This window comes from Rothia sp. 27098_8_161, from assembly GCF_041432905.1.
Taxonomy (GTDB): Bacteria; Actinomycetota; Actinomycetes; order Actinomycetales; family Micrococcaceae; genus Rothia.
The window spans coordinates 1-13,243 of sequence record NZ_JAPWAL010000027.1 but is presented as its reverse complement, the minus strand read 5'-3'; the positions used below and the strand labels follow the sequence as shown (position 1 = coordinate 13,243).

Genomic DNA, 13,243 nt, shown 5'->3' with positions numbered 1-13,243 from the left:
TGTTGATGTGACTCTGCGTTAGTTTTCGTCGGTAGTATCGTCACCGGCGATGACGCTGAGTCGGTAGCTTTCGGGGTTGAACTTTTGCAGGTGCGCCAGTTCTGCGTCACTGAGGTATTCGGCGGTTGCGATTGCGATGGCAACAGGTTCGTCGTGGGTCAGCGAGAGGTGGATGCGGTTGATGCCGAGTTCTTTGACACGGCGGGCGATGGTGCCCTGAACGATAAGGTAGGGCTGGCCGCTTTCGGCGGTGGCGACTTCGCAATCTTGCCAGTTGAGTCCGGCGGGTGCTCCGAGTACTTTTGCGACGGCTTCTTTGGCGGCAAATCGTACGGCTTGGGAGCGTACATTTCGGGTGCGTTCGTTGGGGGTGAAGATGCGGCGGACGAAGGCGGGTGTTTCGGTGACAATTCGTTCGAATCGTTCAATGTTGACGGTATCTACGCCGATTCCCATAATCATGAGCTGCACCTTTTACGTTAGGGGTGGTGACCGCGTCCTGTTTGCGGTTTCTCTTGTTTTAAGTCTAGCGAGATTCGTTTCTTTTAGGTGGGATGGCGTCAAATATGACGCATGATTGATACCTGTTTCACAGCGTCTATTTTTGTTGGGTCATCCACGAATAACCACCAGATTAAACGACAAGGGCGGTGGTTAAGTTTTTTAAGAACTCAACCACCGCCCTTTCGTTATCGCTGAGGCGATTTCCGAAGATTACTCCACGGTCACGGACTTTGCGAGGTTACGCGGCTGGTCAACGTCCAGGCCCTTAGCTTCTGCCAGTGCGCATGCGAAAATCTGCAGGGGCACCGTTGCCAGCAGGGGCTGCAACAGCGAGGGACATGCTGGGACGGTGATGAGGCGGTCCGCGTAGGGCTTGACGGCCTCGTCGCCTTCCTCGGCGATGACGATGGTGAAGGCGCCGCGAGCGCGCACTTCCTGGATGTTGGAGACGACCTTGCCGTGCAGAGAATCGCGACCGTTTGCGGAAGGAACCACTACGATGACCGGCTGGCCTTCATCGATCAGTGCGATGGGGCCGTGCTTGAGCTCGCCTGCTGCGAAGCCTTCAGCGTGGATATAGGTGATTTCCTTGAGCTTGAGTGCGCCTTCCATTGCGACGGGGAAGCCCACGTGGCGGCCGAGGAAGATCACGGAGGAGGCATCCTTCATTTCGACGCCCAGTTCCTTGACCTGGGTGTCGTTGTCGATGACCTTCTGGATCTTTGCGGGCATGTTCTGCAACTCGGCGAGGATCGAAGCAATTTCGTCCTTGTACTTGTTGCCGCGCAGCTGTGCTAGGTACAGGCCGAGCAGGTATGCTGCGGTAATCTGTGCCAGGAATGCCTTGGTGGATGCCACTGCGATTTCGGGGCCTGCGTGGGTGTACAACGCGGCGTCTGATTCGCGGGGCAGGGTCGAACCGTGGGTGTTGCAGATGGAGATAACCTTTGCGCCCTGTTCGCGTGCGTGGCGCACTGCCATCAGGGTGTCCATGGTTTCACCAGACTGCGAGAGTGCCACGATGAGGGTTTTCTCGTTCACGATGGGATCACGGTACCGGAACTCGTGTGCCAGCTCAACCTCGGTGGGGATGCGGCACCAGTGCTCGATGGCATAGCGTGCCACCTGGCCTGCGTATGCTGCGGTACCACATGCGACTACGATAATCTTGTCGATGGTGCGCAGCACCGAGTCGTCAATGTTCAGTTCGTCGAGGGTGAGGTTGCCGTTTTCGTCGAGGCGGCCCATGAGGGTTTGCTCAACTGCGGTGGGCTGCTCGTGGATTTCCTTCTCCATGAATGAATTGAAGCCGCCCTTTTCAGCTGCTGCTGCGTCCCATTCGATATGGAAGGGCTTGCCCTCTGCGGGGGTGCCTTCGAAGTCGATGATGGAGTAGTCGGTGCCGGTGATGGTCACAATCTGGTCCTGACCCATCTCGACGGCTTCCTTGGTGTAGTCAATGAACGCGGAGACGTCCGAACCGAGGAAGTTCTCGTTCTCGCCCAGGCCAATGACCAGCGGGGAGTTACGACGGGTTGCCACAACGCGGTCCGGGTGGTCTGCGTGCACTGCCAGGATGGTGAATGCACCTTCGAGGCGGTTGGATGCGACGCGCACTGCCTCGGTGAGGTCACCGGTGCCGAGCTTATTGTAGATGCTTGCGATGGTTGCTGCAGCTACCTCGGTGTCGGTCTGAGATGCGAACTCTACGCCTTCGGCGAGCAGTTCGGTACGCAGCTCTGCGAAGTTTTCGATAATGCCGTTGTGTACGACGGCGAGGCGGCCGTTGTCGACGACGTGGGGGTGAGCGTTGTTGTCGGTGGGTCCACCATGGGTTGCCCAACGGGTGTGACCGATACCAATCTGGGATTCCGGCAGGGGGTTTTCCTTGACCTCATTTTCGAGGTTCAGGAGCTTGCCTGCCTTCTTACGGAATACGATGCCGTCGGGGCATACGAGTGCCACACCGGCAGAGTCATAGCCGCGGTATTCCTGACGGCGCAGACCTTCGAGGACCACATCGTACGCGTTGTGGTCAAACTTGTTACCGTCCGGAGCAGTGTCCAGACCTACATATCCTACAATTCCACACATGCTATAAGTTTATCCCACAAGTATCCGAATATGCGCACGGTGAAAAACCGTTATGCGTCACGTTTACTATGGCTTTTCCTACCTTTTTCGGTTGTGTCCTTTTCTTCTCATAAATTTATTTCGTGAAACAAACGGTGAGGGCGGGTATTTTCCCCGCGGGCTGAAAGTTCGTACACTTAGATAAATGAGCACCGCACCGTATATTTCTGGCGATGACCGCTTCATGCATCTTGACCGTTCCCGTTGGTCGCACCTAGCCGATGAGATTTCTGTTCCCCTCAGCGCTGAGGAAATTGAGTCTCTTCGAGGTCTGGGTGAAACTGTCGACCTTGAAGAGGTGCAGCGTATTTATCTGCCGGTTTCTCGTCTTTTGAATCTGTATGTGACTGCTGCTTCTTCCCTGAACCATATGACAAATGATTTTCTGCATGTGTCTCAGCGGCGTGTCCCGTTCATTATTGGTGTGGCGGGTTCTGTTGCGGTGGGTAAGTCGACCACGGCGCGTATTTTGCAGGCTCTTTTGAGTCGTTGGCCGTCTACTCCTAATGTTCAGCTGGTGACGACGGATGGTTTCTTGTACCCGAACGCGGAGCTTCAGCGTCGCGGCATTATGCACCGTAAGGGTTTCCCGGAGTCTTATAATCGCCGTGCTCTGTTGAATTTTGTGTCGCAGGTGAAGTCCGGTGCTGAGCGTGTGGTTGCGCCGAAGTATTCGCACCTGTATTACGACATCATGCCGGATGAGCATATTGAGGTCACGGCACCGGATGTGCTGATTCTTGAGGGTTTGAATGTTTTGGCGCCTTCTCATACTGAGGGGCCGGAGACTTCTGATCTGACGCTGAGCGATTTCTTTGATTTCTCTATTTATGTGGATGCCCACACTGAGGATATTGAGCGCTGGTATGTGAGTCGTTTCTTGACTCTGCGTTCTTCGGCTTTTACGAATCCTCAGTCGTATTTCAAGCGTTATGCGGAGTTGAGCGATGAGCAGGCAGTTGAGATAGCGACCGGCATTTGGAAGAGCGTGAATGAGCCGAATCTGTTGCAGAATATTTTGCCTACTCGTGCTCGTGCGCATTTGATTCTACAGAAGGGCGCCGAGCATACCGTGGAGCAGGTTCTTCTGCGTAAGAACTAGAGGTTCTTTAGGTTTTTATTGTTCGTGTGCGGCTTTAATTGCCCGTGTAGCGCGTTTGTGGTGCATTCTAGTAGAAGGCACCGGAGGTTCCACTCCCTCCCGGGGCGGGTTTAGGCATCCGGCGCTTTTGTATGCATCTACGCCATGATGAGGAGTTATTGTGAAGTCCCTGCACCGTACGTCTACCGCCCAGGAGTCTTTTGATAGTTCTGCGGTGAACCGCCGTACTCTCTTGGGTGCCGCTTTGGGTGTTGGCGGTACCGCCTTATTGGCGGCTTGTGGTTCGCAGGGTCAGGGAGCGTCTTCTTCATCTTCTGCAGCGAGTGCTTCTGCCGCTGAGTCTGCGACGGCTTCGGCGGCCTCTTCTGCCGCACCCTCTCCTGTTGTTTCTGCTACCAGTGCTTCGGCTTCTGCGAGCGCATCTTCTTCCCCATTGGCGCTTGCACAGCCGAGTGTTGAGTCTCAGCCGTACTCATTGCGTTGCCTCGTGAATAAAATGCGCCCCTTTGCGCAGCAGGATTGGGAGCCGAGTGACCTGGTGGAGTTCTATAGTCATCAATTGCGCGCTGAGGCGGCTAAGGCGGCAGATACGATGATTGATGCGGCTGTTGCTGATGGCGTGACTCTGCTTGTTTCTAGCGCGTATCGTTCGTATGCGGTGCAGCAGCAGACCTATCAGTATTGGGTTTCGGTGAACGGTCAGCAAGTGGCGGACCAGTTGTCGGCTCGTCCCGGCTATTCGGAGCATCAGACTGGCTTGGCGATTGATTTTGCCTCTCCTGAGGGTTGCCGCTTGGAGGAGTGTTACCGCGATACGCTGGCTGGTCAGTGGTTGGCGAAGAACGCTCCGCGTTACGGATATATTTTGCGCTTCCCTAATGGTCGGCAGTCGGTAACCGGTTATCATTTTGAGCCGTGGCATTATCGCTATGTGGGTGTGCAGATTGCTCAGGAGTATGTGTCTTCGGGCGCGAAGACTTTTGAGGAGTTTATCGGTACGGGTGCGGCACCCGATTATGCAAGTGCGAACTAGGCTCTGAGCTAATCTTTCGGCTTTACCCGGTGCGCTGGGTGGTGATGCGTGTCGTATTTCTAGCTGCCGTGTCGGAATTAAATAGGCACAGTAGATATATATTTTTTCGCGTATAAGTCCTGTAAATCCGCGGTTTTTCGCAGGTTTTAGAGATTTTCACTCAGCTTCATGTGACCTAAACCTGAAGTACTGGGCGCATTAGAAGTCTTGTGAAGAAAAACACATATTTTACAGCGAAAATTTTCTCAGAATATGGCATTTTGAACATCTAAAAGGCGCTATTCTATATCTCATGCTTAAGGGTTTTAAAGATTTTCTGATCCGCGGTAACGTCATCGACCTCGCAGTTGGTCTGATTATGGGTACGGCCTTCACCGCTGTGGTGACCTCGCTTGTCCAGGCCGTCCTGATGCCGGCTATCTCCATGCTGATTGGCTCCCCCAACTTCGACGACTTCCTGGTCTTCGGCCAGGTCAAGATTGGTGTGTTCCTGACCGCTGTTGTCAACTTCGTTCTGATTGCAGCTGCTGTATACTTCGCAGTTGTTATCCCGGTTCAGAAGCTGACTGAAATCGCACTGGCTAAGCAGAAAGCTGAAGACGAGGCTGTTGAAAAGGAAGAGACCGAGCTCGACCTTCTGAAGGAGATCCGCGACGCTCTGGCAAAGAAGTAATTTGCTCTGCTCTCTACCACTAAGTTTCAAACCCCCGTATCCCCTGTGGATGCGGGGGTTTTCCGTACCCTCTTCCCCCTGCACCCACTCAAGATAATGCAGAAGGGCTGGGAAAGTGTTACCTTCCCAACCCTTTCTCAATCCTCCGCTAGGGAAGAATACGTTTAGAGTGCCAGTTCCTTAGCCACCACGTCTGCCAGTTGCTGAGCAACCTCATCAGCCTGCTCCTGGGTTGCAGCTTCAACCATGACGCGAACGAGATGCTCAGTGCCGGATGCACGCAGCAGCACGCGGCCGCTGTCACCCAGTATGCCTTCAGCCTTGCTCACAGCGGTAGCAAGTGCCTCGTTGGTCTTGACCGCCAGACGGTCAACGCCCTTAACATTGATCAGACGCTGCGGGGTGGGCTGCATGCGGGTTGCCAGCTCGGAGAGGGTCTGGCCGCTTCGGGCAACCTCTGCAGCCAGCTGGATGCCGGTCAGAACGCCGTCACCGGTGGTTGCGTAGTCGCTCATAATGACGTGGCCGGACTGCTCGCCGCCGAGGTTGTAGCCGTGCTCGCGCATAGACTCGAGGACGTAGCGATCGCCCACAGCGGTACGGCCGAGGGTAATGCCGTGCTCGCGCAGGTACAGTTCCAGACCAAGGCTGCTCATCACAGTTGCGACGAGGGTGTCCTTTACGAGCTTACCTTCGCGCTTAGCTGCAACAGCCAGAATAGCCATAATCTGGTCGCCGTCTACCAGGTTGCCCTTTTCGTCAACTGCCTGGCAACGGTCAGAGTCACCGTCGTGGGCAATACCGAGGTCCGCACTGTGCTCAACGACAGCTGCCTGCAACTTCTCGGGGTGAGTGGAACCCACGCCATCGTTGATGTTGGTGCCATTAGGCTCTACAGCCAGTGCGATAACCTCTGCACCCAGTGCTTCGAAGGTTTTCGGGGATGCCGTGTAGGCTGCACCGTTTGCGCAGTCCAGAACAATCTTCATACCTGCGAGGGGCGTGCCTTCGGGCAGGGTGGAGACCAGGTGCTCCACGTAAGCCTCGGTACCGTTCTCCAGGGGCTTGACGGTACCCACAGCACCACCAGTCGGGTAGCGGAAGGACTTATCGCGGTAAACACGCTCAATAGCGTCTTCAACCGAGTCTTCCAGCTTCTGGCCGCCGCGGGCCAGGAACTTAATACCGTTGTCCGCTGCGGGGTTGTGCGATGCAGAAATCATCACGCCGAAGTCAGCACCGGTGTGTGCCACCAGGTAAGCTGCTGCGGGGGTGGGGACAATACCGGCATCCAGCACGTCAACACCTGCGCTAGCGAAGCCAGCCTTCATCGCAGAGACAATAAAGTCTGCAGAGGATCGGGAGTCATTTGCGATCACGGCACGGGGGCGTACACCCTCTTCTACCGTGTCAAAGCCCAGAACAATAGAAGCCGCCTGCGCGAGCTCCATAGCCAGGGCGGGAGTAATTACATCGTTTGCCAGACCGCGTACGCCGTCGGTTCCAAAAAGTCGTTCAGTCACCCTTTTATTTTACGATGCGCATAACTCTGCTTAGGTGCATACACCGTAAATTCTTCATAATCAGAAAGTGATTTTCAGCGGCTACATATCTGCTTCATAGCTAATGTTTCTGCAGACGCACAAAGGTGCCTGCTCTCCGTTCCCGCGGTTGGGAAAAGAGAGACAGGCACCTTCATAATGCAAGCTGTTTAGCTGTTCTATCGCCGTAGGGTTGAGTTGTTGCTCTCCCCTATCTATCAACGCTTACTTGACGACGGGGAATCCGTCGGGGGAGTCACCGGACTCGTCCTCGAAGACGTGTGATGCGGAGCGGACAATCAGCGAATCGAGTTCACCCACGACACCCTCATCCTTGGAGGGGTAGTCGAACTGGGAGAGCACATAACGCATTGCTTCCAGACGTGCTCGCTTCTTGTCGTTGGACTTGATAACGGTCCAGGGGGCGTCACCGGTGTGGGTGTAGAAGAACATTGCTTCCTTCGCCGCGGTGTAGTCGTCCCACTTGTCCAAGGATGCTAGGTCGGTGGGGGAAAGCTTCCACTGACGAACCGGGTCGGTACGGCGGGAGGTGAAGCGTGCGAGCTGCTCTTCGCGGGTGACGGAGAACCAGAACTTGATGATGTGGATACCGGAGTTCACCAGCATGCGCTCCAGGTCCGGAACTTCGCGCATGAACTCGAAGTACTGTGCCTGGGTGCAGTAACCCATAACGCGCTCAACGCCGGCACGGTTGTACCAGGAGCGGTCCATCAGAACGATTTCGCCGCCGGAGGGCAGGTGCTTGATGTAACGCTGGAAGTACCACTGGGTCTGTTCGATATCGGTCGGCTTCTCCAGTGCGACAACGCGAGCACCACGGGGGTTCAGGTGCTCGGTGAAGCGTTTAATGGAGCCACCCTTACCTGCTGCGTCACGGCCTTCGAAAATGATGAGGATCTTCTGACCGGTGGACTTAGCCCAGAGCTGCAGCTTCAGCAGCTCGATCTGCAGGGCGCGCTTTTCCTTCTCGTATGCCTTGCGACTGAGCTTGGTGTCGTAGGGGTAGCCCTTCTTCCATGCCTGAGAGGTTTTGTCGTCCTTCTTGTCCTTGCCGAGGGCGCGGGTGAGGGAAGCCATTTCGTCCAGCTCTGCCGAGTAGTCTTCAACGACGGAGGTGCGGCGTGCCTGGGGCTTCAGAGCTTCCTTGATGGCTTGTTTCTTCTCAGAATCGGTGTATGCGTGTGCGCCTTCAGCGGTGTGCTGCTCGGCTTCAGTCTGAGGAGCCTCCACTGCCTGCTCTTCGGGCTTGGTGGAGGGATTCTGCTCTGCCATGAGTACTCTTTTCTTCCTGTCTGCTTTGACTCTTTAACTCTACCGGTGTGCTCTTCTATGAACAAACGTAACAGTTACAAACACCCTTAACGTTTAAGGCCGGTAGATACGCAGAACGCCCCGTCTCTCCCAATGGGATAGACGGGGCGTAGTGCTTCGTAAAACCAGCGATTAACGCTTGGAGAACTGCGAAGCCTTACGTGCCTTCTTAAGACCAGCCTTCTTACGCTCGATGACGCGTGCGTCACGGGTCAGGTAGCCAGCCTTCTTCAGTGCGGGGCGGTTATTCTCGCGGTCAATCTCGTTCAGTGCACGAGCGATACCCAGGCGCAGAGCGCCTGCCTGACCGGAAGGGCCACCACCGTTGATGCGTGCGATTACGTCGTATGCGCCCTCGAGCTCCAGGAGCTTGAAGGGCTGGTTGACGTCCTGCTGGTGAAGCTTGTTGGGGAAGTACTCTTCCAGGCTACGACCGTTGATGGTCCAGTTGCCGGAACCGGGCACAACGCGAACGCGTGCCACTGCTTCCTTGCGGCGACCAACTGCTGCGCCTGCAACGGTCAGTGCCGGACGTGCTGCCTTAGCCGCTGCGGGGGCAGCGGACTCCGAGGTGTAGCTGGTCAGCTCTTCCTCGACTACGATCTGCTCTTCGTTCTGAGCCACGATTTCTCCTATTGTTTCTTCGTAGGCCCGAATTACTGGGCGACCTGGTTGAATTCGTAGGTCTTGGGCTGCTGTGCCGCGTGCGGGTGCTCGGGGCCAGCGTAGACCTTCAGCTTCTTGAGCTGCTGTGCAGCAAGCTTGTTCTTGGGAAGCATGCCCTTAACAGCCTTCTCAACCGCGCGAACGGGGTTGGTCTCAAGCAGCTCTGCGTAGTTCACGGACTTCAGACCGCCGGGGTAACCCGAGTGGCGGTATGCACGCTTCTGCTCGAGCTTTGCACCGGTCAGGGCAACCTTCTCAGCGTTCACGATGATAACGAAGTCACCGGTGTCAACGTGGGGAGCAAAAGTCGGCTTGTGCTTACCGCGCAGCAGGATAGCGGTCTGGCTTGCGAGGCGGCCGAGAACAACGTCGGTGGCGTCAATGACGTGCCACTGGCGCTCGACTTCGCCGGGCTTGGGAGTATAAGTGCGCAAAATATTGGCCTTTGTCTCGAAATGTACATACGGCGCTTAGTTGGGTATCGCGCCTTTTACTTACGTGCATGACGAACACCCGGGTGAGGACCGAGCTGCCGCCCGTTCTGCCCGTACTCTACACCGCCTTAACGTCCTGCAACTAGACAGCGATTTAGAGTGCGCCCGGGTAGAACACGCACAACATATCAAGACTATACAGGACGTCGAGTGCTTAATCCACCGCCAAAGCCTTAAAAATAGGGCTTTTTTGTCTTAAACACATTTTTAAATTCCATTCGTGTAATTCACCCTCGACGGTTGTGCTCCTACGTTGAGCCCCTTATCACTTCCAGCACATGACGGTGCTCAATATACACAGGGCGTTAAACGCTCTGTGCCTCGTGGTCTTCACGCATTGCTCGAGCACGCTCAGCTTGTTCTCCGTACAACTCCGGCGCAGGGTAGTAAATCTCAGCCAGAGCAAGCGCGTGCGGAGGTGCCAAAGTCAGCGAAGCCTCGCGTCCAGGGTTCTCAATCCGCTCACGCAACCAGGCGGCGTCACGTTTACCTGTACCGTAGAGCACCAGAGCACCCACGAGCGAACGCACCATGTGATGGCAGAAGGCATCAGCCACCACGCGCACCTCAATAAGACCACTCTCTGTGCGAGTGAAGCTAAGCTCTCGCAGCTCACGAATCGTGGTCGCACCTTCACGCGGTTTGCAGAAAGAGAGAAAATCACGCAGACCGAGTAGCTGCTGTGCCGATTCATTAAGATTAGCGCAATCCAGATACTCAGGCACTGCCCAGGTGTAGGTGCGCTGCAGAGGGTTAAGACCGTCCGCCGCACCATCTACAATGCGATAAACGTAGCGGCGGCCGGTAGCAGAGAAGCGTGCATCAAAATCGAAGGGAACCTCAGCGACCCGGTGAATCTGAATAGCACCCCGCATAATACCGCGGACGTTCTTCGGCAAGTTCAACTGCTCTTCCGCATCGTAGAGGCAACGTTGCAAAGCACCGGTGAGGCGGCGACCTAGGGCAGCCGTCGGGTCATCCTCCCCCGTTCGACCTTGCAGGCGAGTCCAATCCTCATCGCTCAGATCGCAATGCAGGGTCTGAGCTTCCGCATGCACACCGGCATCAGTTCGGCCCGCGACCACCACGCGGTGAGATGCACGCAAAATCAGCTCAAGAGCGTTCTCAATAACTCCCTGCACCGTGACAAGGTTCGGTTGGGCAGCCCATCCGCTGAAAAGGGAACCGTCGTAGGCGCAATCAATTCGTACGCGGTGCGTAGCAATGAAAAGCTGCTCTTCGTAATTCTCTAAAGCAGTAGCATTCTGCATTGGTGTGCCTTTCAGCAGTAATAGTGTACGAAAATATTGGCAAAGTTCTTGAAGATTGGGTACCCTCAGGAATAGATTCATCTTAAAGTATGCAGATATGCCAATCCGCCGCCCACAATAGTGGACGGCGGATTGGCATATTTTAGGCTTAGCCTAAATCAGCTGGAATCCGTATTACTCGGAAACCTTCTGTGCTGCTGCGCCACCTGCGGGGGCATAACCTGCAGCCTCTGCCGACTCAGCGGAGTCGAACCAGATTTCAGCCTTGGTGCTGGTGTACCAGCGGGAACCGGGCACGTGGTACTTCATGGAATCGGCGTTACCCTTAACCTCGAAGCCCTCGGGAGCCTCGCCGGACTCCAGGGGTGCGTGAGAACCTGCGGGCAGACCCTCAGCAGCTTCAGCCTTGGTACCCTCAGCTGCCTTCTCAGCAACCTTGGTTGCCTCAGCAACTGCACCCTGGGTTGCAACGGGCTCCATTACGAGCTCGATGACTGCCATGGGAGCGTTGTCACCCTTGCGGTTACCGATCTTGATGATGCGGGTGTAACCACCGGGGCGTTCTGCCATTGCCGGAGCAATAACGGTGAAGAGCTCGTGCACGACGGACTTGTCGGTGATGGAACGCAGCACGCGACGGCGAGCAGCCAGGTCGCCCTTCTTACCGAAGGTGATGAAGCGCTCTGCCACCGGACGCAGGCGCTTTGCCTTGGTCAGGGTGGTGGTGATGCGCTTGTGCTGGAACAGCTGCGCCGACAAGTTGTTGAGCATGTGGCGCTCGTGGGTCGGGGAACCGCCGAGGCGGGGACCCTTAGTGGGAGTAGGCATAGTTAAATCTCCATAGTTGCGTTCCCTAACGCCCCAGCAGCGGAGCCTCTTAGGGAATCAAGTTTGACTGATCCCGGTGGAACCGGGTGAACTATTCGGTCGAAATTATTCGCCGGAACCGTCTTCGTCATCAAGCGGGCGTGCAGCAGGCTCGAAACCGGGAGGGGAGTCCTTCAGGGACAGGCCGAGTTCGATGAGCTTTGCCTTGACCTCGTCAATGGACTTAGCACCGAAGTTACGGATATCCATCAGGTCAGCTTCACTGCGGGTCACGAGCTCACCCACAGTGTGGATACCCTCGCGCTTGAGGCAGTTGTAGGAACGAACGGACATATTCAGTTCCTCAATCGCCAGTGCCAGATCAGCTGCCATGGACTCGTCGGCGGGCGACGGGCCAACTTCGATACCCTCAGCGGCAATGTTCAGCTCACGTGCCAGGCCGAAGAGCTCGACCAGGGTGCTGCCTGCAGAAGCAACAGCGTCACGCGGTGCGATGGCTTCCTTGGTTTCGACATCCAGAGTCAGGCTGTCGAAGTCGGTGCGCTGCTCAACACGGGTCGCGTTCACACTGAAGGTAACCTTCAGAACCGGGGAGTAGATGGAGTCAACCGGGATACGGCCAATCTCGCCATCGCCGGCCTTGTTCTGAGCTGCAGTCACATAGCCGCGACCGCGCTCAATAACCAGCTCAGCGTTGAAGTTTGCCGAGGCGTTCAGGGTTGCCAGGTGCAGTTCCGGGTTGTGGATCTCCACGCCAGCGGGAACCTCGATGTTGCCTGCGGTCAGTTCACCTTCGCCCTGCTTGCGCAGGTAGGCCACGACGGGCTCGTCGTTCTCAGAAGAGATGGAGAGCTTCTTGATGTTCAAGATAATCTCAGTGACGTCCTCGGTCACGCCGGGAACGGTGCTGAACTCGTGCAGTACACCATCAATGCGGACGCTGGTAACAGCGGCGCCGGGGATGGAAGACAGCAGAGTACGGCGAAGGGAGTTACCCATGGTGTAGCCGAAACCGGGCTCCAGAGGCTCGATGGTGAAGCGCGAGCGGTTGGGCGCTACGACCTCTTCAGTCAGAGTGGGGCGCTGTGCAATAAGCACTTTGTTTCCTTTCGGTGAGCTCCGCTATATGAGCCCACAGGTTGGGGAAAACATATCTTAGGAAGCAGACGGGTGTCTGTACTCTCCGGGTACGGCTCCTTGCGGAGTGTGCCCGTCGAGGGATTAGGTCGAGACCTAATTAGACGCGGCGGCGCTTCGGGGGACGGCAACCGTTGTGTGCAACGGGGGTAACGTCCTGGATCGAACCGACCTCGAGGCCTGCAGCCTGCAGGGAGCGGATTGCGGTTTCGCGACCGGAACCGGGACCCTTGACGAACACGTCAACCTTGCGGACGCCGTGCTCCTTGGCGCGGTTTGCAGCAGCCTCAGCAGCCAGCTGTGCGGCATAGGGGGTGGACTTACGGGAGCCCTTGAAGCCCATGTCGCCAGCGGAGGACCAGGAGATCACTGCACCGGTGGGATCGGTGATGGAGACGATGGTATTGTTGAAGGTCGACTTGATGTGAGCCTGACCAGCAACGATGTTCTTGCTAACCTTGCGGCGGTTGGTCTTACGAGCTGCCGCAGCGCGAGTCTTGGGAGGCATTTTTGATTCTCCTACAAAGGT

Annotated in this window: 13 protein-coding genes; 3 read left to right on the top strand and 10 right to left on the bottom strand. The window is 56.2% G+C overall.

The window, feature by feature from the left end; translation table 11 throughout:
* Nucleotides 1–18: 18 nt before the first annotated feature.
* Nucleotides 19–462, bottom strand: a complete 444-nt coding sequence (locus tag O3648_RS07775; RefSeq protein WP_279754887.1) for a holo-ACP synthase — start codon at nt 460–462, stop codon at nt 19–21.
* 252 nt (nt 463–714) lie between these two features.
* Nucleotides 715–2,598: a glutamine--fructose-6-phosphate transaminase (isomerizing) gene (gene glmS / locus O3648_RS07770; protein WP_279741241.1), complete on the bottom strand. Its 1,884-nt coding sequence runs from the start codon at nt 2,596–2,598 to the stop codon at nt 715–717.
* A gap of 184 nt (nt 2,599–2,782) precedes the next feature.
* Here glmS and coaA point away from each other — a divergent pair, with 184 nt between their 5' ends.
* The 3 genes from coaA to mscL all read left to right on the top strand — a co-directional run bounded on the left by coaA (nt 2,783) and on the right by mscL (nt 5,445).
* On the top strand, nt 2,783–3,739 hold the full coding sequence (gene coaA / locus O3648_RS07765) for a type I pantothenate kinase (protein WP_279754886.1): 957 nt from the start codon (nt 2,783–2,785) through the stop codon (nt 3,737–3,739).
* 160 nt (nt 3,740–3,899) lie between these two features.
* Nucleotides 3,900–4,772, top strand: a complete 873-nt coding sequence (locus O3648_RS07760; RefSeq protein WP_371569441.1) for a M15 family metallopeptidase — start codon at nt 3,900–3,902, stop codon at nt 4,770–4,772.
* A 292-nt stretch (nt 4,773–5,064) separates the two neighbouring features.
* Complete coding sequence (mscL, locus tag O3648_RS07755; protein WP_279741247.1) at nt 5,065–5,445, top strand: large conductance mechanosensitive channel protein MscL; 381 nt, start codon at nt 5,065–5,067, stop codon at nt 5,443–5,445.
* 164 nt (nt 5,446–5,609) lie between these two features.
* Here the strand turns inward: mscL and glmM are convergent, their stop codons facing one another.
* The 8 genes from glmM to rpsK all read right to left on the bottom strand — a co-directional run bounded on the left by glmM (nt 5,610) and on the right by rpsK (nt 13,222).
* On the bottom strand, nt 5,610–6,968 hold the full coding sequence (glmM, locus tag O3648_RS07750) for a phosphoglucosamine mutase (RefSeq protein WP_371569437.1): 1,359 nt from the start codon (nt 6,966–6,968) through the stop codon (nt 5,610–5,612).
* A 243-nt stretch (nt 6,969–7,211) separates the two neighbouring features.
* On the bottom strand, nt 7,212–8,279 hold the full coding sequence (ppk2, locus tag O3648_RS07745) for a polyphosphate kinase 2 (protein ID WP_279741251.1): 1,068 nt from the start codon (nt 8,277–8,279) through the stop codon (nt 7,212–7,214).
* Nucleotides 8,280–8,450: 171 nt separating this feature from the next.
* A complete protein-coding gene (gene rpsI / locus O3648_RS07740; protein ID WP_279754883.1) occupies nt 8,451–8,942 on the bottom strand; it encodes a 30S ribosomal protein S9 in 492 nt (163 codons plus the stop codon).
* 32 nt (nt 8,943–8,974) lie between these two features.
* On the bottom strand, nt 8,975–9,418 hold the full coding sequence (rplM, locus tag O3648_RS07735; protein WP_005505035.1) for a 50S ribosomal protein L13: 444 nt from the start codon (nt 9,416–9,418) through the stop codon (nt 8,975–8,977).
* Between the two features lie 365 nt (nt 9,419–9,783).
* Nucleotides 9,784–10,749, bottom strand: a complete 966-nt coding sequence (truA, locus tag O3648_RS07730; RefSeq protein ID WP_279741256.1) for a tRNA pseudouridine(38-40) synthase TruA — start codon at nt 10,747–10,749, stop codon at nt 9,784–9,786.
* 174 nt (nt 10,750–10,923) lie between these two features.
* Complete coding sequence (gene rplQ, locus O3648_RS07725; protein WP_279741258.1) at nt 10,924–11,577, bottom strand: 50S ribosomal protein L17; 654 nt, start codon at nt 11,575–11,577, stop codon at nt 10,924–10,926.
* Between the two features lie 105 nt (nt 11,578–11,682).
* A complete protein-coding gene (locus O3648_RS07720) occupies nt 11,683–12,675 on the bottom strand; it encodes a DNA-directed RNA polymerase subunit alpha (RefSeq protein WP_279741260.1) in 993 nt (330 codons plus the stop codon).
* Nucleotides 12,676–12,814: 139 nt separating this feature from the next.
* Complete coding sequence (gene rpsK / locus O3648_RS07715) at nt 12,815–13,222, bottom strand: 30S ribosomal protein S11 (RefSeq protein WP_005505028.1); 408 nt, start codon at nt 13,220–13,222, stop codon at nt 12,815–12,817.
* Between the last annotated feature and the right edge of the window lie 21 nt (nt 13,223–13,243).

Excerpts from the sequence above, each read along its gene's own strand:
- O3648_RS07775 (WP_279754887.1), bottom strand. The coding sequence starts at position 462 with ATGATTATGGGAATCGGCGTAGATACCGTCAACATTGAACGATTCGAA.
- glmS (WP_279741241.1), bottom strand. The coding sequence starts at position 2,598 with ATGTGTGGAATTGTAGGATATGTAGGTCTGGACACTGCTCCGGACGGT.
- coaA (WP_279754886.1), top strand. The coding sequence starts at position 2,783 with ATGAGCACCGCACCGTATATTTCTGGCGATGACCGCTTCATGCATCTT.
- mscL (WP_279741247.1), top strand. The coding sequence starts at position 5,065 with ATGCTTAAGGGTTTTAAAGATTTTCTGATCCGCGGTAACGTCATCGAC.
- ppk2 (WP_279741251.1), bottom strand. The coding sequence starts at position 8,279 with ATGGCAGAGCAGAATCCCTCCACCAAGCCCGAAGAGCAGGCAGTGGAG.
- truA (WP_279741256.1), bottom strand. The coding sequence starts at position 10,749 with ATGCAGAATGCTACTGCTTTAGAGAATTACGAAGAGCAGCTTTTCATT.
- rplQ (WP_279741258.1), bottom strand. The coding sequence starts at position 11,577 with ATGCCTACTCCCACTAAGGGTCCCCGCCTCGGCGGTTCCCCGACCCAC.
- rpsK (WP_005505028.1), bottom strand. The coding sequence starts at position 13,222 with ATGCCTCCCAAGACTCGCGCTGCGGCAGCTCGTAAGACCAACCGCCGC.